The sequence below is a fragment of the Paraburkholderia terrae genome, from assembly GCF_002902925.1.
GTDB classification, from domain to species: Bacteria; Pseudomonadota; Gammaproteobacteria; order Burkholderiales; family Burkholderiaceae; genus Paraburkholderia; species Paraburkholderia terrae.
In genome coordinates this window covers 2,009,715-2,029,168 of the sequence record NZ_CP026111.1, presented here as the reverse complement: position 1 = coordinate 2,029,168, position 19,454 = coordinate 2,009,715, and the positions used below count along the sequence as shown (strand labels likewise).

The 19,454-nt window shown below is 61.7% G+C and carries 21 protein-coding genes, 1 tRNA gene and 1 pseudogene; 11 read left to right on the top strand and 12 right to left on the bottom strand.

The features are described from left to right. Positions 1-444: 444 nt before the first annotated feature. On the bottom strand, positions 445-1,155 hold the full coding sequence (locus tag C2L65_RS09085; RefSeq protein WP_042310085.1) for a 4'-phosphopantetheinyl transferase family protein: 711 nt from the start codon (positions 1,153-1,155) through the stop codon (positions 445-447). A 587-nt stretch (positions 1,156-1,742) separates the two neighbouring features. Between C2L65_RS09085 and C2L65_RS09080 the strand changes: the two genes are divergently transcribed. Further along, positions 1,743-2,675 carry a glycosyltransferase family 2 protein gene (locus C2L65_RS09080; protein ID WP_042310087.1) on the top strand — a complete coding sequence of 311 codons (933 nt, stop codon included), beginning with the start codon at positions 1,743-1,745 and terminating at the stop codon, positions 2,673-2,675. A 571-nt stretch (positions 2,676-3,246) separates the two neighbouring features. Here C2L65_RS09080 and C2L65_RS09075 read toward each other — a convergent pair. Further along, positions 3,247-3,981 carry a Crp/Fnr family transcriptional regulator gene (locus C2L65_RS09075; RefSeq protein ID WP_007588058.1) on the bottom strand — a complete coding sequence of 245 codons (735 nt, stop codon included), beginning with the start codon at positions 3,979-3,981 and terminating at the stop codon, positions 3,247-3,249. 807 nt (positions 3,982-4,788) lie between these two features. Between C2L65_RS09075 and C2L65_RS45440 the strand changes: the two genes are divergently transcribed. Then, positions 4,789-4,938 (top strand): hypothetical protein, encoded by a 150-nt coding sequence (locus C2L65_RS45440; protein WP_156132334.1) that lies wholly within the window; start codon positions 4,789-4,791, stop codon positions 4,936-4,938. 99 nt (positions 4,939-5,037) lie between these two features. On the opposite strand, the pseudogene C2L65_RS09070 reads toward C2L65_RS45440, so the two are convergent. Further along, positions 5,038-5,277: pseudogene (locus tag C2L65_RS09070) on the bottom strand (acyl carrier protein); the annotation flags it as partial. A gap of 859 nt (positions 5,278-6,136) precedes the next feature. Here C2L65_RS09070 and C2L65_RS09065 point away from each other — a divergent pair. The 3 genes from C2L65_RS09065 to lepB all read left to right on the top strand — a co-directional run bounded on the left by C2L65_RS09065 (position 6,137) and on the right by lepB (position 8,844). Beyond that, complete coding sequence (locus C2L65_RS09065) at positions 6,137-6,847, top strand: FadR/GntR family transcriptional regulator (protein ID WP_007588056.1); 711 nt, start codon at positions 6,137-6,139, stop codon at positions 6,845-6,847. A 156-nt stretch (positions 6,848-7,003) separates the two neighbouring features. Then, on the top strand, positions 7,004-8,008 hold the full coding sequence (locus C2L65_RS09060; RefSeq protein ID WP_042310090.1) for a Gfo/Idh/MocA family protein: 1,005 nt from the start codon (positions 7,004-7,006) through the stop codon (positions 8,006-8,008). A gap of 146 nt (positions 8,009-8,154) precedes the next feature. Continuing rightward, positions 8,155-8,844, top strand: a complete 690-nt coding sequence (lepB, locus tag C2L65_RS09055; protein WP_042310166.1) for a signal peptidase I — start codon at positions 8,155-8,157, stop codon at positions 8,842-8,844. Between the two features lie 41 nt (positions 8,845-8,885). Here lepB and C2L65_RS09050 read toward each other — a convergent pair whose 3' ends face one another. The 5 genes from C2L65_RS09050 to C2L65_RS09030 form a co-directional block, all read right to left on the bottom strand. Beyond that, positions 8,886-9,920 (bottom strand): quinone-dependent dihydroorotate dehydrogenase, encoded by a 1,035-nt coding sequence (locus C2L65_RS09050; RefSeq protein WP_042310092.1) that lies wholly within the window; start codon positions 9,918-9,920, stop codon positions 8,886-8,888. 131 nt (positions 9,921-10,051) lie between these two features. Further along, positions 10,052-10,891 carry an arginyltransferase gene (locus tag C2L65_RS09045; protein WP_042310095.1) on the bottom strand — a complete coding sequence of 280 codons (840 nt, stop codon included), beginning with the start codon at positions 10,889-10,891 and terminating at the stop codon, positions 10,052-10,054. 135 nt (positions 10,892-11,026) lie between these two features. After that, complete coding sequence (gene aat / locus C2L65_RS09040) at positions 11,027-11,764, bottom strand: leucyl/phenylalanyl-tRNA--protein transferase (RefSeq protein WP_042310098.1); 738 nt, start codon at positions 11,762-11,764, stop codon at positions 11,027-11,029. A 19-nt stretch (positions 11,765-11,783) separates the two neighbouring features. Continuing rightward, the gene (locus C2L65_RS09035) at positions 11,784-12,329 is read right to left on the bottom strand and encodes an NUDIX hydrolase (protein ID WP_007737311.1); all 546 of its coding nucleotides are present in this window, start codon (positions 12,327-12,329) and stop codon (positions 11,784-11,786) included. Between the two features lie 201 nt (positions 12,330-12,530). Further along, a tRNA-Met gene (locus C2L65_RS09030) sits at positions 12,531-12,607 on the bottom strand. A 257-nt stretch (positions 12,608-12,864) separates the two neighbouring features. On the opposite strand from C2L65_RS09030, the gene C2L65_RS09025 reads away from it, so the two are divergent. Then, the gene (locus tag C2L65_RS09025) at positions 12,865-13,362 is read left to right on the top strand and encodes a heme-degrading domain-containing protein (RefSeq protein ID WP_042310100.1); all 498 of its coding nucleotides are present in this window, start codon (positions 12,865-12,867) and stop codon (positions 13,360-13,362) included. A gap of 3 nt (positions 13,363-13,365) precedes the next feature. Continuing rightward, the gene (locus C2L65_RS09020) at positions 13,366-13,704 is read left to right on the top strand and encodes a DMT family transporter (protein WP_007588046.1); all 339 of its coding nucleotides are present in this window, start codon (positions 13,366-13,368) and stop codon (positions 13,702-13,704) included. Between the two features lie 27 nt (positions 13,705-13,731). Here the strand turns inward: C2L65_RS09020 and C2L65_RS09015 are convergent, their stop codons facing one another. Both C2L65_RS09015 and C2L65_RS09010 read right to left on the bottom strand, forming a co-directional pair. Then, positions 13,732-14,085 (bottom strand): hypothetical protein, encoded by a 354-nt coding sequence (locus tag C2L65_RS09015; RefSeq protein ID WP_036005681.1) that lies wholly within the window; start codon positions 14,083-14,085, stop codon positions 13,732-13,734. 150 nt (positions 14,086-14,235) lie between these two features. Continuing rightward, positions 14,236-14,460 (bottom strand): hypothetical protein, encoded by a 225-nt coding sequence (locus C2L65_RS09010; RefSeq protein ID WP_042310103.1) that lies wholly within the window; start codon positions 14,458-14,460, stop codon positions 14,236-14,238. Between the two features lie 161 nt (positions 14,461-14,621). Between C2L65_RS09010 and C2L65_RS09005 the strand changes: the two genes are divergently transcribed. Both C2L65_RS09005 and C2L65_RS09000 read left to right on the top strand, forming a co-directional pair. Beyond that, the gene (locus C2L65_RS09005) at positions 14,622-14,897 is read left to right on the top strand and encodes a hypothetical protein (RefSeq protein ID WP_042310105.1); all 276 of its coding nucleotides are present in this window, start codon (positions 14,622-14,624) and stop codon (positions 14,895-14,897) included. 216 nt (positions 14,898-15,113) lie between these two features. Then, positions 15,114-15,401 (top strand): DUF1488 family protein, encoded by a 288-nt coding sequence (locus C2L65_RS09000; protein ID WP_007588040.1) that lies wholly within the window; start codon positions 15,114-15,116, stop codon positions 15,399-15,401. Positions 15,402-15,437: 36 nt separating this feature from the next. Here C2L65_RS09000 and C2L65_RS08995 read toward each other — a convergent pair whose 3' ends face one another. Beyond that, positions 15,438-16,421 (bottom strand): NAD-dependent epimerase/dehydratase family protein, encoded by a 984-nt coding sequence (locus C2L65_RS08995; protein WP_042310106.1) that lies wholly within the window; start codon positions 16,419-16,421, stop codon positions 15,438-15,440. 129 nt (positions 16,422-16,550) lie between these two features. Here C2L65_RS08995 and C2L65_RS08990 point away from each other — a divergent pair, with 129 nt between their 5' ends. Both C2L65_RS08990 and C2L65_RS08985 read left to right on the top strand, forming a co-directional pair. Continuing rightward, positions 16,551-17,300, top strand: coding sequence for a TetR/AcrR family transcriptional regulator (locus C2L65_RS08990; protein WP_042310109.1), 750 nt, complete (start codon positions 16,551-16,553; stop codon positions 17,298-17,300). Between the two features lie 102 nt (positions 17,301-17,402). Further along, entirely contained in the window at positions 17,403-18,533 is a 1,131-nt protein-coding gene (locus C2L65_RS08985) for an enoyl-CoA hydratase/isomerase family protein (RefSeq protein ID WP_042310110.1), read from the top strand. Between the two features lie 30 nt (positions 18,534-18,563). Here C2L65_RS08985 and C2L65_RS08980 read toward each other — a convergent pair whose 3' ends face one another. After that, positions 18,564-18,983 (bottom strand): hypothetical protein, encoded by a 420-nt coding sequence (locus C2L65_RS08980; RefSeq protein ID WP_007588029.1) that lies wholly within the window; start codon positions 18,981-18,983, stop codon positions 18,564-18,566. Between the last annotated feature and the right edge of the window lie 471 nt (positions 18,984-19,454).

Below are 19,454 nucleotides of genomic sequence, written 5' to 3'. Positions count from 1 at the left end.
CACTTTGAGCAGAGGAGTTCGTGCGGAATGGCGCCAAGCCGCTCCCGATGCCGCAAACAGGTGCATCGCGGCGATGCTCCCGACCTACCTTGCGTGGCGGGAGCGGGTCTGCCAGTAAGCGTAATGTCGGCCGGACGAGGGTTGCTTCGACGCGATAGTCAACGGTTGGCAGTCGTGTTGCGCGTGGCGAAACCGCGTCGGGGCATGACGGCAAGAGAGGAATGGCGCTTGCCCGAAACAAATGGCGGGCCCGCGTTTTGGCATGCTCGTGCGGGTCGACGTGCTTTGACGACACCGCCAGTCGATGGGGTAGCCGTATCTTTCGCCTGTCTATTTAGTTGGTACTGCGATGTATATCGAGAGGCAAGGTCGGGGGTGGGCGCAGGAGTGCGAGATGCTATATGTAGAGCAATTGCCGCGCTGCACGCCCGCAGACGCCGGCCGTCAGTTCATTTTGACGATCGACCAGTCTGTGTGTCGTGCTGCCACCGCTCCCGCACAGGTCGAACTGGATGACAGGGCACAAATGCGCCAATGCGCCGCTTCTTCCGCCTCGCCGCCGACGAAGCGGGGTGTCGTGTCGCCGCGAATGGAAAGATCGAATTCGAAATGAGTCGGTGGCAGGATGAAGCCAGTGCCGAGTGCCTTCAGGCAGGCCTCTTTGCGCGCCCAGCTTTCAAAAAAGACGTTCTGCCGTTCGGCGTCCGGTAAGGCGGTGAATTGCGCGCGCTCCCGCGTGGAGAATACTTCGAGCGGCAAACTTTCTTCGATCGGTCGGAACTGTTCTACGTCGATGCCGACCTCGAAACCGTTCGAGATGGCGAGAGCCGCCTCATTCTCGCTGTGACTGAGGTTGAAGCAGATACGCCACTCAGGAGGCTGGGTCGCGCAGAACGGTTTGCCATCCGAGCCATAGCGCAGGGTGATCGCCGACGGTGCTAACCCGAGGTAACGGCTCAGGAGCCGCCTGAGTTCGCCTCGGCCTGCCACGTAGCGACGGCGATGCCGTTCGAAGCGGAATTTGTTGGCGCGCTCGCGCTCTTCCTCCGATAGCGTTTCCCAGTGCCGATCAAATTCACCGGCACAGACATCGAGGTCCCACTCCCAGACATGCACTTCTTGCGGAGAGGGCGGCGTGAGGAGAGAAGAGGACATTGAAAGCCTGGACTCGACTGGCGGTGGGGCTGGTCGATTCTACAGGATCAACATCAGCGTGTTGACATGCGTCCCTTGCGATCAGTCGTGACACGATCTACGTGTTCGTTCATCCGCATTTACCGGCAACTCGCCATTGCGATCCAGGCGGGATTGTTGGGCAACCCACGGAATCGTGTCGGGAACCGTCCTACGATCCGTCCCTGAAGATACGATGGCGCTGCACGGCATGCGTGGCCCGAACAGGCGCAAGTACATTACGATCGGGAAAATGCCCCGACTGAAGCCCGTGGGACTTTCTGAAAATAGCAAGACTGCATGCTCGGCACTTACGACACGAAGGACCCAATCCGTTATGGCCTGGTTTTTACTATGTACGCCGATCAGATCCGCGTCGAACTGAAAGCACGCCCATAGCATTGATTATGTGATTGGTAAGTTATTGGAAGGATTGGTGTAATAAATGGCTGTATCGATAATGTAATCAGTAAAGTGTTGGCAAGGTCTGTGTAATTAGATGTGGCAGGTGAAATCGGATAATTTCGCTCTATGTAAGGGATTATCGAAGATAAAATTCGGGGTGTAGCATGGGGCGTGATTTTGACGATGTCCATACTGTAAGTGTGATAATTCCACACTACAATAGCCTTGATTTGCTTTGGGTGGCGATAGAATCAATATCCCTCCAGACAGTTGTTCCGCGGGAAATTATTGTTATAGATGATGCGTCCGGGTTGCAGTTCGAATTGCCGAGTCATTGCGGAAATCAGATCCCATTGCGGCTGATCCGCGAGACCGTGAATCGCGGGGCGGCGTGGTGCCGAAACCGGGGCATCGAAGAAGCGACCGGTGACCTGATTGCCTTTCTGGATGCTGACGACCGGTGGCTCCCGCACAAACTCGAACGATGCATCGCTGCCTTTGGCCCCAAGCCTTCCGTGAACGAAGTGAAAGTGTTGTTCAGCAACGTGACGCTAACCGACGGGATCCGATGTTTACCGGGCAACCGGACTCCCTATGACGGTCAATCGATGCTCGACTTCATTTTATTGGATGGCGGATATATTCAAACCTCATCTATCATGATGTGGCGTCATCACTATCCCTTAATTGGTTTTGACGGATCTTTGCGGCGCCATCAGGATTGGGATTTTGCCATTAGTGCTGACATGGCCGGCTGCTCGTTCATTTATTTGCACGACGCACTGGTGGAGTATTCTCTGAACGGGGGTGTGAATAAAATATCGAGGGCGGTCAGCTGTGAGCCGAGTCTGGTGTTTTTCGAGAAATATAACGGGTTTATGTCGCGAGGGCATGTCTCTTCATTTATTTTTAATGTCCTGATTTACAAGAACCTGAGCATTGTATTAAGGTTTCATATCGTAGGAAGTATTATGTTGAAAGATATTGTCATTCCGGGTAAGTGGTCGATGTTGTTGTTTGCGCGACTGGTTATCGGAAGCGGTGGTGTGAATCTGATCAAACAGCTGCGGCGGAAGCTTCAGATTCCGAGGCTGTGACGCGCGTCAAGCGACGCCATCACCCGAGCGCGGCCTCCGGATCGACGAATTCCTGAGATGGTAGGGATTGCTAACGGAGTGGCGATGTGAAGTTGCCCCGGGCATACGGCGAATGCAAGGCGGGACGAGATTGAATCAAAATTGCAACTCGATGTTCTTCGCCGCACTTCATTGGCTCGTTCATCGGCGTAACGCGATTCGCCGGGTAGATGCGGCAGGCGCGCAACCAGATGACGCGACAGGGACGTTGTCGTTCGAATCGAACGGGATCGCGTGGGCGAAGCCGCATGTCGCGATCGATTCCCGTCGCATGGGCGTTGCCGACAACGATTGCACCGATGTGCCCGATCATGGCTGCTCGTCAGGCGTGCGCAACGCTGGTTTAGCACACGCTCATCTCACGCAACCTGGCTTCATTTGGGCGATGAGATCCGCTATCGCGTGCGATCGCCAGGCCAATGCTGACGCCGCACGCTATCTCTTCACGGAACTGTTCAAAGCTGTCGATTGCAAACCTATGTGCCGCAAACTGCAATCGAGGCCGTCGACACCATCGCCGCAGCTGCACACTTCAACTCACCGTTTCGGCTTCACGCAGACGCGGCAACAGACGGTCGAACTCGCGTTTCACGAGCCCGTAGCATTCGCATGCGCGCGCTTCGAGACCCTTGCGATCGAGCACGCGGATGTGGCCGCGGCTGTGATGGATCAGGCCGTCGTTGTGCAGCTTGCCGGCCGCTTCCGTGATGCCTTCGCGACGCACGCCGAGCATGTCGGCGATCAACTGTTGCGTGACGGACAGATCATCCGATGCCACGCGGTCAACTTCGATCAACAGCCACCGGCAAAGTTGCTTGTTCAACGAGTGATGCCGGTTGCAGGCGGCCGTCTGCGCGACCTGGGTAAGCAGTGCGTGCATGTAGAGCAGCATCAGGCGACGCAGGAAATCCGAGCGTGCGAACTGCTGACGCAGCGCCTGCGCCGTCATCCGGTACGCGAAGCCCGAGCACTGCACCTGCACGCGGTTCGGCATCGTTTCACCGCCCGTCAGCACGGGCACGCCCGTCATGCCTTCGCGACCCACTGCGGCGATCTCGACGGAGCCGCCGTCTTCCATTGTCGACAGCATCGAGATGATGGCCGTGGTAGGGAAGTAGACGTGGTGGATACGTTGTCCCGAATCGCACAGCAGTTGTTCCGTGCGCAGATGAACGAGTTCAAGATGAGGGGCAATGGCCTGCCACTCATGGGATGGCAATGCGCCGAGCAAATGATTGCCGTGCAGATCGGATTGAAGCGTTAGCATGATCGGTCCTCGCATGAAGCCGTGCCCTGCACGACCCCTTGTTTTTTAACCCAGCGCTGCACGCTTCCCGATGTCTTGCCGCCTGGCTTGCGGCGAGATACGTACAGACCGGCCCCGTCTACCATCCGTCGATGCGGTTGTTTTGAATGTCTGCATCGACGTTGGCATTTTCACTGCGCCCATCATCTAGCGAGGACTGTGCCAATCGACTGGAAAATGAGCGCTGGTGCGGCGCAGCGTCGCGAACAATATCGTCGAATCGGCTAAAACGTATCTTTTTGTTTCAAAACTGCACAATGGCATTTGTCGGTGGATTCGAGAATTCATCTTAACTTATAGGCGCTAACTCACTGATTTTGCATGGGTTGAAAATAACCAGGAGAATGCCTGCTGACCCCGATCAGGCATGAAACATGGGCGAAACGCCCACCAAAGAGTGATTCCGCGCTGAACGCGATTTGATTCAGATGTGTTCCATGAATTTAGTGTGCTGCCGCACCGAAAACTGATTTTTGGAGGAGAGCGGGATTTTTAAAGCGCGATTGTGTCGTACGAATACCAACGTCCGTAGCAGGAGTGTTGGCGCGCCCCGTCATTCTTCAGTCGGATGCGTGATAGCAAGCCCGCAGGGATGCGCAAACGTTTTGCGGTAGTACATTGCACCTTTCGCGTTGAGTGCCAGTACTTCGTCGTTGCGGTACTGCCCGGCGGCGTATGGGCAGAGCGTGTGGAGCGTTGCGCTCGGGCAAATGGAACCTTGTAAAGCGATGCGTTACTCGCGACGTCACTGTTGGGCGCGCGCCTCGCATGGGCGACGTTGACGGCATCCTCACGCAGCCGGGCTATTTCAACCTGCAGGGTCTGTGTCCGGTTTGTCTCATTGATGAGAATCACCTCGGGACCGTTCAGTCGTTCGCCGGTCACGACGACCTGCACCGGCAGCAGCACGCCCGCTAGCGCATGCGTTCGACGTGAGCGCGGCTGCTACAACGTGTCGGGCGAGAACGCTCCAGCTGCAGCCGCCACCTGAATGAGCGGCGCGTTCATGCCGCCGCCTCGAGCCCCCTGCAATTCCGTGACGGCCGCCGCCAGCGACTCGATGCTCGAAAAGACGTCGCGCGTGAGCATGCGGTTCGGAATCTCGATGTCGAATTCGTCTTCGATCGATAGCATCAACTGGACAGTCCCGATTGCCGAGAGGCCTGCTGCATAGAGGTCTGCGTCGTCGGCGAGCATGTCGGGCGGCACGTCGAGCCGTGCCCATTCGGAAAGAATGCGTCGCAGTACCGTTTTCATGAGCGCAGCCCTCAATGAGTGTAGGCCAGCCGCTAGTGGCTTTAAGTCCGGCGTATGGGCTTGCGGCTGCCAGGGCCAGTCGATGATCCGGGATGGTCGATCGCGACGGGGGCGCCGGTTGAATCTATTTAACGGATTGCGACGCGTCGGCGTCCGTGCGTTGCCACACGGAAACGCGAGAGTGCATGCGCGAGGTACTACAGTAGATATGTTCCGATATCGATAAGCAGAACGAGACGGCGCTGCACGGTATCAGGCACGCGGCTCGCATCCATGCCAAAGCGCGACGAAAGTGTGTGTACACGTACAGAGCAGGACGCTGAAGATCGGTTCCAATGGCGCTCAGATGTGTTGCATCGAAGCATTGACGCGTGATGGACGTCATGGTGATTCGAGTGAGCGTGATGCATCTTTGCACGGGATGACCAGGCGCTATGAGAGGAGGGCCTATCGGAAAGAAGGTGCGCAGTACGCTCGATAAGCGGGCCGGGCAGATCAAATGGGTGAATCGGTGAGAGACGACACGCCCTGGTAATTTGCATGCGGACTGCTAATTGATTCGATCGGTAACAAACGTAACGAATGTAACCGCAAGGGATTATCGGACCTATGCGTGCAGTACTTTCGATGCAATTTTTCCCCATTTTCGCAGGCTGTTTGCGATGTGCTTCGGACTTCGCTTCACGACGCGTTACACGAAAGAAACAATTGATCGGAGGGAATACCCTGTCGAGTAATTTCCCGACTGGCGTATCCAGATAAAGCAACGCAACGTATTGTTCACAAAATAAAAAATGACACGAGGGCACGTGATCAACATTCATCGCAGGCGAGAAACGCCGCATCGGGGAGAAGGATGATGGAACAAACCAATAAAGAACGTTCCTTGGTCAGCAAGGTCATGGATGGTCTTGTGACCGGGATCGTCGAAGAGAAGTACGGTGCGGTGTTACCGCCGCAAGACGTATTGTCGAAGGAATTCGACGTCAGCCGCACGGTGATGCGCGAGGCGCTGTCGATGCTGCTCGCCCGTCACATGCTCGACGTGCGGCCCAAGATCGGCACGCGTATCAGGCCGATGCACGACTGGCGCATGATCGACGAGGACGTCGTGAACTGGCGCTTTCGTGCGAAGCCCGATCCGACGTTCTTGCGCGACGTGATCGAGTTCCGCGTGCTGATCGAACCGCGCGCCGCTGCACAGGCGGCCACGCGCGGCAACGCCTCGGACATCGCCGCGATCCGCGATGCGTTCGAGGCTTTCCGCAACAGCCCGCCTGGCGAACCCGGGCATCAGACTGCGGATGAAGTACTGCATACGCGCATCGTAATTGCGAGCGGCAACCAGTTCTTCCAGCAGATGGCGGCGATCATTCGCGGTGCGCTATCCGCGTTGAAACCGCTGGTCGATCTGCCGCACAGCGCGTGGGAGGAAACGGTGCGGTTGCACTCGCGGGTGGTCGAGGCGATCGAGCGGCACGACGCGAAGGAAGCGGAAACTGCGTCGATTGCGTTGATCGATTTCTCGATGAGCCGCCTGAGCGGTGCCATGCCGGACGCTGCGGCATAGCAACAGGACGAGGCAGGGCAGCTGAGTTTCAACAGGTTTCACCCGGCAGCACCGGTAGCACCCCAGGCCGTGCGAAGGCGAGTCCGACGAAGTGATACGCGACATCGGCGACAATGTCGGCTGTCACTCACTGGATGGACACCCTTTTTGCGACCGATGAATAACGCAGCAACCCACCACCATTCCGGGCATCCCGCGACGTTACGCTGGGGCATCGTTGGCACAGGCCGCATCGCCCATCGTTTCGCGCAAAGCCTCGCGCATGTCCCCGACACGCGGCTGACAGCAGTCTGGTCCCGCCGCCGCGCTCCCGCTGAAACGTTTGCGCAGCAACATGGCGGACAGGCGCTCGACAGTTTCGACGCACTCCTTCAAAGCGGCATCGACGCGCTCTATATCGCGACGATGCAGGACAGCCACGCGCACTACGCGACGGCCGCGCTCGAAGCCGGCATTCATGTGCTTTGCGAAAAGCCCGCGACGGTCAACGCGGCGCAACTCGATCGCGTGATCGACAGTGCGCGCGCGTCGCAACGGCTCTTCATGGAAGCGATGAAGCCGCCGTTCTATCCGCTCTACAGGAAGCTGCGCGCCCATCTCGCGGACGATCCCATCGGTGCGATCGGCCTCGTGCGCGCCGGCTGCTCGGTGCCGGGCGTGCCCGACGATCATCCGTCGCTGTCGCTCGAGCAGGCGGGCGGCGCACTGCTCGATATCGGTATCTACGAGATGTTTCTGGCCGTCGACTGGCTCGGCGCGCCGCTCGACGTGCAGACGCTGGGACGGCTCGGGCGCACGGGCGTCGATACGTTCGCGAGCCTCAACAGCCGCCACGAAAACGGCATTGCGCAGATCTTTTGCGGACTGGACCTGTTTGGCAAGGGCGATGCGTTCATCGCGGGCACGCTGGGCCATGTCACGATTCACGAGAACTGGTGGAACCCGGCGCGCGCGACGGTGCGCTACGTGGACGGACATGTCGTCGAACTGGATGCGCCGTTCGAAGGCGGCGGCCTGAACTACGAGACCGCGCACTTCTGCGAGCTGATTCGCAGCGGCGCGCTCGAAAGTCCCATCATGACGCACGCGAAGTCGCGCCAGATGATCGAAATGGCCGATGCGGCGCGCGCGGCACTGGGGCTCAGGTTTCCATGCGAGTGACGCTGCGTGACGGGCGCGCGCAATGATAGGATCGTCGCGGCCGGTGCGGGTGTGGACGGTGGGTGTTCGGCCCTGTGTACGCCTGAAAACCAGGCCCGCTGGTTTCGTTTCCCTTCCGTAGACAAGCTGTTTCGAGGAGCGCGATGATGCGCATGCTGGCCAGACTGTGGCGCGAGTACAAGAGTCTCGTCGCGTTTATCGTTCTGATGGTGCTGTTTCGCAGCGCGATCGCCGACTGGAACGTCGTGCCGAGCGGCTCGATGCTGCCGACCATCCGCGAGGGTGACCGCATTCTCGTCGACAAGATGGCTTACGATCTGCGCGTGCCGCTCACGCACATTGCGATCGCCCATCTGCATGACCCGCAGCGCGGCGACATCGTGACGATCGATTCATCCGCCGCGCACGAGCTGATCGTGAAGCGCCTGATCGGCCTGCCCGGCGATATCGTCGCGATGCGCGACAACGTGCTGTACGTGAACGGCGTGCGCGCGAGCTACCAGCCGCTTGCGCTCGCGCCGCTGCCCGGCGACGCCACTTCACCCGGCGACTATCTCACTGAGCGTTTCGCGGGCGTCGCGCATGTCGTGCGGCTCTCGGAAGTCGCGCCGAGCCCGCGCCGCTCGTTCGACCCGGTGACGGTGCCCGCGGGCGAATATCTGATGCTCGGCGACAATCGCGACGACAGCGCGGATTCACGCTATTTCGGCTTCTTCCCGCGTGAAGAGCTGATGGGCCGCACGCGCCGTGTTGCGTTTTCACTCGACCCGGATCACTTCTACAAGCCGCGCTTCGACCGGTTCGGCACGCCGCTCGATGCGGTGGCGGCGCGTTGAAGTTGCACCGCTAGCGGTGTTCGTTCGCGACGCGGTTTCGCTCAGGAACGGCGTTTCGCAAGCGCCTGCGCGCACTCGGCGACGAGGGCAGGGCCGCGATAGATGAAGCCCGTGTAGAGCTGCACGAGCGATGCGCCCGCATCGAGTTTCGCCTGCGCGTCCGCGCCCGAGAAAATCCCGCCCACGCCGATGATGGGCACCTCGCTGCCGACTTCCACGCGCAGCTTGCGGATCACCTCATTCGATGCATCGAACACCGGACGCCCCGACAGGCCACCCGCTTCGTCGGCGTGCGGCAGGCCTTGCACGGCAGTGCGCGAGAGCGTCGTGTTGGTCGCGATCACGCCTTCGAACCGGTGACGCAGCAACGTATCGGCGATCGACTTGATCTGCTCGTCGTCGAGATCCGGCGCGATCTTCAGCGCGAGCGGCACGAGCTTGCCGTGCAGATCGGCCAGGCGCTGCTGCTTGTCCTTCAGCGCGGCGAGCAGCGCGTCGAGTTCGTCCGCGCCTTGCAACTGGCGCAGGTTCTTCGTGTTCGGCGACGAGATGTTGACGGTCACGTAGCTCGCGAACGGATAGACGCGCTCGAGGCAATACAGGTAGTCGTCGGCGGCGCGCTCGATCGGCGTGTCGGCGTTCTTGCCGATGTTCAGCCCGAGCGTGCCGCGATAGCGCGCGGCCTGCACGTTCTTCACGAACTGGTCGACGCCCGCGTTGTTGAAGCCCATCCGGTTGATCACGGCGTTCGCCTGCGGCAGGCGGAACATGCGCGGACGCGGATTACCCGGCTGCGCACGCGGCGTCACGGTGCCGACTTCGATGAAGCCGAAACCGAGTGCCGCGAGACCGTCGATACACGCGCCATCCTTGTCGAGACCTGCCGCGAGGCCGACCGGGTTCCTGAACGTCAGCCCCATCACGGTGCGCGGCGAATCGGGCACGTGCGGCGCGAGCGCGCCCGCGAGTCCGGTGCGTCCGGCCGCGCCGAGCATGCGCAGGGTGAGATGGTGGGCGTCTTCCGCGTCCATGCGGAAGAGTTGGGCGCGTACGAGCGGATAGAGGGAACTGAACACGGCGGGGCGCCTGGCGGCTGAAAATGAGAACCCGCTATTTTAACGGTTCGGCGCGGCGGCTATCGACGTTTCGGTTTTGAAGCGCGTCGGGACGCGCGGGCGGCCGCGAATCCGCTACGCCACGCGAGCAATCAGCCTCGTTCGCCGCGTATGCCACGCACGCCCGCTTTCGCGGCATCGACGGGGGAGAGATCCAGCGCGGTGGGGTCGAGCACCTTCCATGTGCCGTCGAAAAGCCCTTCGAGCGGCGTGAAATTGGCCTTGTAGGCCATCTTCGGGCTTTCGCGAATCCAGTAGCCGAGATACACGTGCGGCAGCTTGAGGCTGCGCGCCTGCTCGATCTGCCAGAGGATGTTGTAGGTGCCGAAGCTCGTGTGCGGCAGGTCGGGATCGAAGAACGTATACACCGACGACAGCCCGTCGCCGAGGATGTCGATCATGCTGACCATGCGCAGCGTGCCGGGCATGTCGGGATGGCCCGCGTAACCGGGATTGGCGGGCTCACGGAATTCGACGAGGCGCGAATTGATCCGGCTTTGCAACAGGAACTGTTCGTACTGGTCGCGGCTGTCGCGGTCCATGCCACCGCCCGCGTGGCGCGCCGACTGATAGCGCATGTAGAGCGCGTAGTGCTCTTCGTCGTAATGCAGCGGCGCGACGGTCGCGATCAGGTTGCCGTGCCGTTTCCAGACGCGCCGCTGCGTGCGGTTCGGCGTGAAGCGTTCGACGGGCACGCGCACGGGGACGCACGCGCGGCAGCCGTCGCAGTATGGCCGGTACGTGAACACGCCCGAGCGGCGAAAGCCTGCGCGCACGAGTTCGGTATAGACGTCGGAGTTGATCAGATGGCTGGGCGTCGCAACCTGCGAGCGCGCGACGCGCCCTTCCAGATAACTGCAAGGGTAAGGCGCTGTTGCATAGAATTGCAGCGCCGAAAGCGGTGAAAGCGGCAGCTCATTCGGGTGAGTCACGTTAGCAGCTCTCGAAGCGTTTCTGGATTTGCCAATCCGGCACGCTGCTCAACGGTAGTGTGCAGCGTGCCCGGCGGACGCGTCCATGGCGATTGTCATCGTTCACGTGGCGTCGGCCCTCGACGACGCTGCGCATCACACCGCCGGCGCAAAAAGATCGCGCACGACGGTCTTGTCGAACGACCAAGGGATCGGCGCCGCGTCGACGTTCGCGCGCACATGCGCGACGAACGCCTTGCGCGCGATCTCGCGGCCGCCCAGCGACGCCAGATGCGACGTGTTCTGCTGGCAGTCTATCATTTCTATTTCGTGACGTCGCAAGTGGAAGACGAGCGCGGAGAGCGCAATTTTCGATGCATCGGTGACGTCCGCAAACATCGATTCGCCGAAGAACATTTTGCCGAACGACACGCCATACAATCCGCCGACGCGCTTTCCCTCGTGCCACGTTTCGATGCTGTGCGCTTCGCCCCGGCGGTGCAATGCCGTGTAAGCGTCGATCACGTCCGACGTGATCCAGGTGCCGCGCTGGCCGTGACGTGGCGCGAGCGCGCAGGCGCGCATCACGGCGGGGAAATCGGCGTCGACGCGGATTTCCCACGCGTCGTCACGCAGCACGCGCTTGAGTGTCTTTTTCAGCGAAGGGGAGATCTTGAACTCGCGTGGACGCAGGACCATGCGCGGGTCGGGTGTCCACCAGAGCACGGGCTGACCGTCCGAATACCACGGAAAAATACCGCGCCGGTACGCGTCGATGAGCCTCGACGGCAGCAGGTCCGCGCTTGCCGCGAGCAGGCCCGGCGCGCCGCTCGCTGTGGACAGCGCGCGTTCGACGGGCGGAAACGGATCGTCGGGGCCTAGCCAGGGAACCATGCGACAGCTGTCGTTGTGGTCAGCCGTCGCGCAGCGAGCGGAAGATGTCGCCCGTGTGCAGACCGTAGTTGCCCGACGCGCGGTCGGTGAAGAAGAAGCGTAAGGTTTGCGCGACGGTCGGGAACGCGATGTCGTTCCATGGAATTTCGTGCTCTTCGAAGAGGCGCACTTCCAGGCTCTCTTCGCCTGCTTCGACGTCGAGATCGAGTAGCCGCGCGAGATAGAACAGATGCACCTGATGCACGTGCGGCACGTTAAGCAGCGTGTACAGGTTCTGCACTTCGACGCGCGCACCGGCTTCTTCCAGCGTTTCGCGCGAGGCGGCTTCCGAGGTGGTCTCGCCCATTTCCATGAAACCTGCGGGCAGGGTCCAGTAGCCGTAGCGCGGCTCGATCGCGCGCCGGCACAGCAGCACCTTGTCGTCCCAGACGGGAACGGTGCCGACCACGTTGCGCGGATTCTGATAGTGCACGGTGCCGCAGCTCGCGCAGACGAAGCGCTCACGGTTGTCGCCGGGCGGAATGCTCAGGCTCACTGCGTGGCCGCAGACGGAACAGAATTTCATAGGAAAGGGATGGGAAACGGTGATGGGAGTGTATCACCGGGGAGCGGCGTGACGATGACGGAGGCGGACGACGTGAGCGTCGCGCGCGCGTGATGATTTCGTGTTGAAGCGAAGGGCGACCCGCAAAACAAAAAACCCGCCATGGGCGGGTTTGATGGTGCGACGGCTTGATCACACTTGGAACATATAACCAGTGAGTACTGGTTGCGGGGGTAGGATTTGAACCTACGACCTTCGGGTTATGAGCCCGACGAGCTGCCAGACTGCTCCACCCCGCGTCCGTCGAAGAAAAGATTATAGGGCAACCGCATGCTCAATGCAATCAGTTTTTAAGGATCGACATGAAAGTGCGGAAAGCGACGGTGATCTGGCTTACCGCGACAAGTGCGTAGAAGGCGCATCGAATGCCCGTCGTTACTGTGAGAGCATGGCCACGTAGTACACAACACGTGCGCTAGAATCGCCGTTCTTCGGTGCTGCGCCCAGCTTCATATCACGTGCGGCACCGCATTCATCAATGCTCTCTCGACACGCCATGGACATCGCTCACGATTTGCAGTCGATTGCTGCGCAGGAACACTCGCTTGTCTTCCCTCACTTCGATGCCGACACCGCGTGGCAACTCGGCGCGTATCTGCGTGAGGTCGCGAAAGCACGCGGCCTTGCGATCGCCATCGATATCCGCACGTTCGGCCAGCCCATGTTCTTCTCGTTGCTGGAAGGAGCGACGCCGGACAACGTCAACTGGGCGCGCCGCAAGGGCAACACGGTCGCGCATTTCCGCCGCAGCTCGTATGCCATCGGGCTGAAGCTGCAACAGTCGAACGCGACGCTCGCCGACAAACACAGTCTTCCCGAGGCGGATTACGCATCGCATGGCGGCGCGTTTCCGCTGACCGTGAAGGGCGCGGGTGTAATCGGATCGGTGACGGTGTCGGGCCTGCCGCAACGTGGAGATCACGAACTCGTCGTCGAGGCGCTGTGCGCGCAACTCGGCCACGACTACAGCAAGCTCGCGCTTGCGAAGGCCTGACGCATGCGTGTGCCGCCCTATGCACTGCTCGGCATCGCCATCGTCGCCGAAGTGATCGCGACCTCGGCGCTGCGCGCGTCGGAAGGCTTCACGCGGCTCGTGCCCGCGCTCGTCGTGCTGCTCGGCTACGGCATTTCGTTTTACTGCCTGTCGCTCACGCTGAAGAGCCTGCCCGTCGGCATCGTGTATGCGATCTGGTCCGGCGTTGGGATCGTGCTGATCACGCTGGTCGCGATCGTGATGTATCGGCAGGTGCCGGATCTTGCGGCTGTCGCGGGCTTGAGCCTGATCGTCGCTGGTGTCGTCGTGCTCAACCTGTTCTCGAAGATGCAGGCGCACTGACGCCGCGTGGCGCTGGCAGCTAGTGGATCACTTGCAGCGAATCACCATCGAACGGTTTTTCACGCTCGCCGACACCACGTTCGTGACGCTGCCGCCGGCTAGGCCACCATCGTCGTTGTCCTTCGAAACGATGTCGTAACCCGTCGCGCCGCACGCTTTGCCCGCCAGTACGTAACACGATGCCCAACTCGAACTCGCGTCCGCGCCGCTGCAGCTGACCGCGAAGCCGGTTTCGCCGTTGGGCAGGTTGATCAGCTTCGTTTCGTTCGACGACGCGCATGCGCCAAGGCTCGCAATCGCGAGTGCGGCAAGCGGCAGCGCCGCAGCACGGATCGCGTGGGAGACAAGAGGATGGCGCGCGCGCCGTTCGATCGACTTCATTGTGTTTCCTTCCAGAAATAAGCTGTGACGCGAGCGCTGCGAACGGGAACCGCCAGCGTCGTCCACCCGATGTGGGCGACGAGCTACCGCTGGCGTGCCGCATAGCGGACATGACGCGGGCCATTGTGGCTCGACGAGAGGTCGGAGACCTCAGGCTTGCGGCCGGAGGCTCAAGTGTCCCGTTTCGGACAGGTCGATGCGGATGCCAGCCTGCCCGACGAGGCGCCGGCTTTCGGCGCCTTCTTCCATCGCCGCGTCCTCCCAGATGCTGATCGCCTTCGGAATGTCGATGCCGTGACTTTCCGCGTAGGCGAACCACGCGTTGGCCGCGTCCGGTTCAGCGATCTCGCGCTCTTGAAGCGAATATTTTCCCATATCGTCGGTTCTCGTCCGGAAATTGCAGGCGGCGCGCCCGTGCGCGCGCGTTGGGAGGGCCGCGCAGAACTTATCGCGCGGCGGGCAGACTTACCGTGTATCGCACGTGGCGTGCCGCGTGCTGTCGATTCCATTGCAGCAACATCGAACGAGAGGTGAACATGGCAGAGCGGGTGAGCGGCCCCTATCGGGGCTATTACATCAGCGCATCGGCGCGGCTCGTGCCGCCGCATGAGCAGGCGCGGCGCGCGGGCGAGCGGGAAGGGCTGTATGTCGGAGCGGTCAGTCTGTCGGAGCGCGGGCCCGACGATCCGCACCGGATCGAAACGCTGATCGAAATCGGCGACGAGCATCGCTTCGCGTCGGAAGACGAAGCGCTGATTTTCGTCGAGAAGGCGGGCCGGGCGTACGTCGATCGGCTGCTTGACGGTGAGTGATTCATGGCCTTACGCGCGGCGGTCGAGCACACGCATAAGACGGGACGGACGTGCCGCTGACAAGCCCGGTAAAACACGACATACCCGATGCTGGACCGCCGCATGCCGCTACGAGTACCATTAAGCCCGCTGATTGGGCCAGTCGTCCGCATGCCGGTTCTCGCGCACCTATGCGGCCACTCGCCTGGAACGCCGGATTTTCCCGATGAGGTCACCATGGAGATTCGTTTTCCCGCCGACGCGCCCGCTTACCGCGACTTCAATCTGACGCTGGTGTTTCCGGCGCTGGTCGACGGTGAACGGGTGCCGTGCGCGATTTCCGTCGAAGCGCTCGAAGATCATTTCGGCGCCGACGCGAACGACACCGACGCCTGGCGCCGCGCATTCGACGCCGGCCGCGAGCGGATCGAAGCCGTCGCGCGCGAACATCTGCTGATCAGCAATGGCACGCCGGTTCTGCTCAAGAGCGGCCACTTTCCGCCAGGCAATCTCGCCAGTACCTGAAACGCACCTCACGAAGCGTTTGCGAGGCGGCGTACGTCACGCCGCCTGCGCGCCAGCGGCCTGTTGCATCGCACGCTGCGCAGCCGCCAGCGACTGCGCAATGCCCGCTTCATACGATGTCTTCCTGACGGGACCAATCAGTTTCGTCAGCGCCGAGTCGTCGAGCACGACGGGGTCCGTCAGCAGGTAATGCATTTCGACCATTTCGCGCAGCAGCGGGTTGAAGAGACCCATGACGCGCAGCATCGTCTTGTTCGCCACCATTAGCTTCGGTTCGCGCTGCGCGAGCGCGTAGGCGCGCTCGGCGATTTCGCGCTGCGTGATGGTGCCCGCGCCCGCCAGATGCAGCACGCGGCCGAATGCTTCAGGCGTGCGCGAAAGGCGTTCGATAACGGGCCCCACATCGGGCATGAACACGAATTCATGCGGCACGTCGATCGGGCCGATCATCTGCGCTCGTGTGCCTTTCGCTGCGCCTTCGAATACGCCATGCAGGAAGCTGCGCTCGACGCCCGGACCATAGAAGTCAGGCAGCCGCAGCACGAGCGTTTCGACCCCGTCGTGGCCATGCGCGTCGATCACGAGATTTTCCTGCGCGAGCCGCATCTTGCCTTTGAACGTATGCGGCTCGCGCGGATGCGACTCGGTGACGGACGTGCTGCGCGCGCGCCCGTACGGATACACGGTGCCGATCAGGATCAGGCGCTGCACACCGGCCGCGCGCAGCCCGTCGAGCGTCTTTTGCATGAGGACGGGATGCTGTTCGAACTGGTGATACGGCACACCGACGAGATACACGGCAGTCTGCAAGCCGGCGGCCGCGGCGGCGATCGTGGCGGGATCGTCCGGATTCCACGTGGCGACTTCCGCGAGAGGATCGTGACCGAACGACGCCTGTAGCGCCTGCCGCCCGCGCCCGATCACCCGATAGCGCCGGCCCGCCGCGCTGAGCGCGTGGGCGATGCTGCGTCCGGCGGCGCCCGCCGCGCCGAACAGCCCGATCTGTGCTGCGTTTTCCATGACATCTCCCGTCGACGGCGCCCGGTTTTATCAGTTGAAACTGAGCGCAAGAAATTTACTGAACACTGTTCACTGAACGATGTTCAGTTTAAATTGACTTTTCAGTTTGTCAACCGGAAAATCGGCGTCATGGGAATCGCCGAAAGAAAGACTCGTCAGAAACAGGAACTGCGCACGCGCATCCTCGACGCCGCGCGGCGCATCGTCATGCGTGAGGGATTTGGCGCGCTGTCGATGCGCAAGATCGCCGATGCAATCGAATACTCGCCGGCCACGCTGTATCTGCATTTCGAAAGCCGCGACGCGATTGCGCGCGCGCTGTGCGCGGAGGGCTACGCGCAACTGCTCGCCAGTTTTGAGCCGTTGACAGCCATCGCCGATGCCGCCGAACGGCTCAAGGCGTTCGGTCGCGCGTATGTCGCGTTCGGTGTCGCGCATCCGGAAACGTACCGGCTGATCTTCATGGAAGACCCGTCGTATACGGGCGCCGCGCTCGGCGGCGAGGCGGGTGCGGATGAAGGCAGCGACGCCGACCATGCAGACGATAAAGCCTTCCGTCTGATGATCGAATCGATCGATGCGCTCAAGACAGACGGCCGTCTGCCGGACGCGCCCGATAGCCAGGTATGCGCCGAGGCGTTCTGGGCGACGATGCACGGCATCGTCGCATTGCATCTGACGTGCCCCGTGTTTCCGCGCGCGCCGCTCGACGCCGTGGTGGACGCAGCGCTCGTCGCGTGGTTCGGAGCGGGCGACGCGAAAACAGCTACGAACTCGGACCAAGCGTCAGGCGAGGGCGCGACATCCGATCAGACTCAGCACGCCGACAAGCCGTCAAAGGCGCGGCGTGCCGCGTCATCGAAACCGAAAGCCGCATAAGGCCACGCCGGCGCATCCACGCCTGCCGGTTTCACTGAAGAAGTCCGATACGCGTGCTACCGTTTGCGTCGCATGCCCATTCAACCGCTTCACGCCCACACCATGTCGATACCCGAATCGCCCCGCGGCTCCGATGAGCTGATCGCCTATGTCGCCAATCGGATTGGCTTCATCGAACTGAACCGGCCGAAGGCGCTCAACGCGCTGTCGCTGGACATGATGCGCGCGATGCATGCGGCACTCGACGAATGGCGCGAAGATCCCGACGTGCTGGCCGTCGTCGTGCGCAGCACGAGCGAGCGCGCGTTCTGCGCGGGCGGCGACATCCGTTACCTGTATGAATCATTCCGCCGTGGCGACGGCGATGCCGTGGACATGTTCTTCATCGACGAATACCGGCTCGACCACGCTATCTTCACGTACACGAAGCCGTACATCGCGTTCATGAACGGCATCGTGATGGGCGGCGGCATGGGCATTTCGCAGGGCGCGCATCGCACGGGCGGTTTGCGCGTCGTGACGTCGACCACCCGCATGGCGATGCCGGAATCGCGCATCGGCCTGTTTCCCGATGTCGGCGCGGGCTGGTTTCTCGCGCGCACGCCGGGCGCGATCGGCCGCTATCTTGCTGTGACGGGCGAGACGATCGGCCCGGCCGACGCGCTCTACGCAGGTCTCGCCGACGCCTGGCTGCCCGATCAGGCGATTCCCTCACTGATCGACCGCCTGAAGACTGAGTCATTCGAGCAGGGCGCCGACGTCGTCGCGGCCGTGCTGCACGAAGCGCAATCGCACAAGATCGTGCCGACGCCCGACACGTCGCCGCTCGCCGACGCGCGCACGTCGATCGACCGGCACTTCGCGCTGCCGGACATCGTGCAGATCATCCAGTCGCTCGATCGCGAAGGCGATTGCAACTACGCCGACTGGGCCGAGCAGACGGGCGCCGTGCTGCGCGAGCGCTCGCCGCTGTCGATGGCCGTTGCATTGGAAGTGGTCACGCGCGCCGAAGGCACGATGGCTGAATGCCTGCGCCGCGATCTGGATCTGACGCGCTCGTCGTTCGAACGCGGCGATGCGCCGGAAGGCATCCGCGCGCGCATCATCGATAAAGACAACAAGCCGCAGTGGCGCTTTGCGCGTATCGAGGACGTGACGCGCGTGGACGTCGAGAAGATGTTCAACAGCCCATGGCCTGCGAACGAGCATCCGCTGCGCGACCTGCAGGGCTGAAGCAGAACACGAAGGAACGGGCGGGCCGCCTTAGTCCTCGCTCGCCATGAAGGCGCGCATGAAAACGAGCGCGCCCCAGCCCCACATCGCATTCGACGCGAAGCCGAGCGCAAGGCGCGGCAGCATGTTGCCCGTCGGCCAGATGCCGCGAAGGGGATCGACGACGAACACGCCCGCCGCCGTCAGCACGATGCCGCCGAACACGAACGCCTGAACCCACGGCGCCGGCCGCTCGGGCGACACGCGCAACAGCCACGCCATCAGCACGCCCCACACCGAACTCCAGATCGCGTTGGCGATGAACTCGGGCAGCCCGACGGGCACGAACGGCGCGGTCGAGAACCCCGTCGGGTCGATGAGGCCGGCGGCGTGCAGGAGCGCGAGCGTCGACTCATGAAAGAACAGCGACGCCAGAAAGCCGGACACGAACGGCAGGATGATTTTTTGCATGCTTGACAGCGACAGTCGCGGGGCGTCATTGACTTTGCGCAACGCCCGCGCAGGTTGATCGGAACGAGCGCCATTATATGGGTTGCGCGGCGCGGATCAGGTGCGCTGGCGGACGGTTCGCGTGCGCGACGTATGCTGCAGCGTCAGGTAAAGCACGAAAGTGGAAAACCTAAGCTCAAAAAAATCGTTCAAAAGAAAGAGCGCGGTCCATAGACTGTTTTCCCATGCAGGCGGCGCGGCACGTTACGTATGAAGCACGCATGAAGCGTGCGTGAGCAGTGCGACGCCGCCGCGACACGCATCGCGCACATTGGATGCCGCGCGTTGCGTGCGCCGATCATATCGATTCACTTGAGAGAAACCGTCGCGATGTCCCATCCGATGCCCATTCGCGCTTGCCCGGCTGCGCCGTCCGCGGCGCGCGATCCAGGCCTGCCGGGCAGGCCGCCTCGCTGTCGCCGCTGACGCGGT

Coding starts and splice junctions, on each gene's coding strand:
- C2L65_RS09085 (WP_042310085.1), bottom strand. CDS start 1,155: ATGTCCTCTTCTCTCCTCACGCCGCCCTCTCCGCAAGAAGTGCATGTC.
- C2L65_RS09080 (WP_042310087.1), top strand. CDS start 1,743: ATGGGGCGTGATTTTGACGATGTCCATACTGTAAGTGTGATAATTCCA.
- C2L65_RS09075 (WP_007588058.1), bottom strand. CDS start 3,981: ATGCTAACGCTTCAATCCGATCTGCACGGCAATCATTTGCTCGGCGCA.
- C2L65_RS45440 (WP_156132334.1), top strand. CDS start 4,789: ATGGGCGACGTTGACGGCATCCTCACGCAGCCGGGCTATTTCAACCTG.
- C2L65_RS09065 (WP_007588056.1), top strand. CDS start 6,137: ATGGAACAAACCAATAAAGAACGTTCCTTGGTCAGCAAGGTCATGGAT.
- C2L65_RS09060 (WP_042310090.1), top strand. CDS start 7,004: ATGAATAACGCAGCAACCCACCACCATTCCGGGCATCCCGCGACGTTA.
- lepB (WP_042310166.1), top strand. CDS start 8,155: ATGCGCATGCTGGCCAGACTGTGGCGCGAGTACAAGAGTCTCGTCGCG.
- aat (WP_042310098.1), bottom strand. CDS start 11,764: ATGGTTCCCTGGCTAGGCCCCGACGATCCGTTTCCGCCCGTCGAACGC.
- C2L65_RS09035 (WP_007737311.1), bottom strand. CDS start 12,329: ATGAAATTCTGTTCCGTCTGCGGCCACGCAGTGAGCCTGAGCATTCCG.
- C2L65_RS09025 (WP_042310100.1), top strand. CDS start 12,865: ATGGACATCGCTCACGATTTGCAGTCGATTGCTGCGCAGGAACACTCG.
- C2L65_RS09020 (WP_007588046.1), top strand. CDS start 13,366: ATGCGTGTGCCGCCCTATGCACTGCTCGGCATCGCCATCGTCGCCGAA.
- C2L65_RS09015 (WP_036005681.1), bottom strand. CDS start 14,085: ATGAAGTCGATCGAACGGCGCGCGCGCCATCCTCTTGTCTCCCACGCG.
- C2L65_RS09010 (WP_042310103.1), bottom strand. CDS start 14,460: ATGGGAAAATATTCGCTTCAAGAGCGCGAGATCGCTGAACCGGACGCG.
- C2L65_RS09005 (WP_042310105.1), top strand. CDS start 14,622: ATGGCAGAGCGGGTGAGCGGCCCCTATCGGGGCTATTACATCAGCGCA.
- C2L65_RS09000 (WP_007588040.1), top strand. CDS start 15,114: ATGGAGATTCGTTTTCCCGCCGACGCGCCCGCTTACCGCGACTTCAAT.
- C2L65_RS08995 (WP_042310106.1), bottom strand. CDS start 16,421: ATGGAAAACGCAGCACAGATCGGGCTGTTCGGCGCGGCGGGCGCCGCC.
- C2L65_RS08990 (WP_042310109.1), top strand. CDS start 16,551: ATGGGAATCGCCGAAAGAAAGACTCGTCAGAAACAGGAACTGCGCACG.
- C2L65_RS08985 (WP_042310110.1), top strand. CDS start 17,403: ATGTCGATACCCGAATCGCCCCGCGGCTCCGATGAGCTGATCGCCTAT.
- C2L65_RS08980 (WP_007588029.1), bottom strand. CDS start 18,983: ATGCAAAAAATCATCCTGCCGTTCGTGTCCGGCTTTCTGGCGTCGCTG.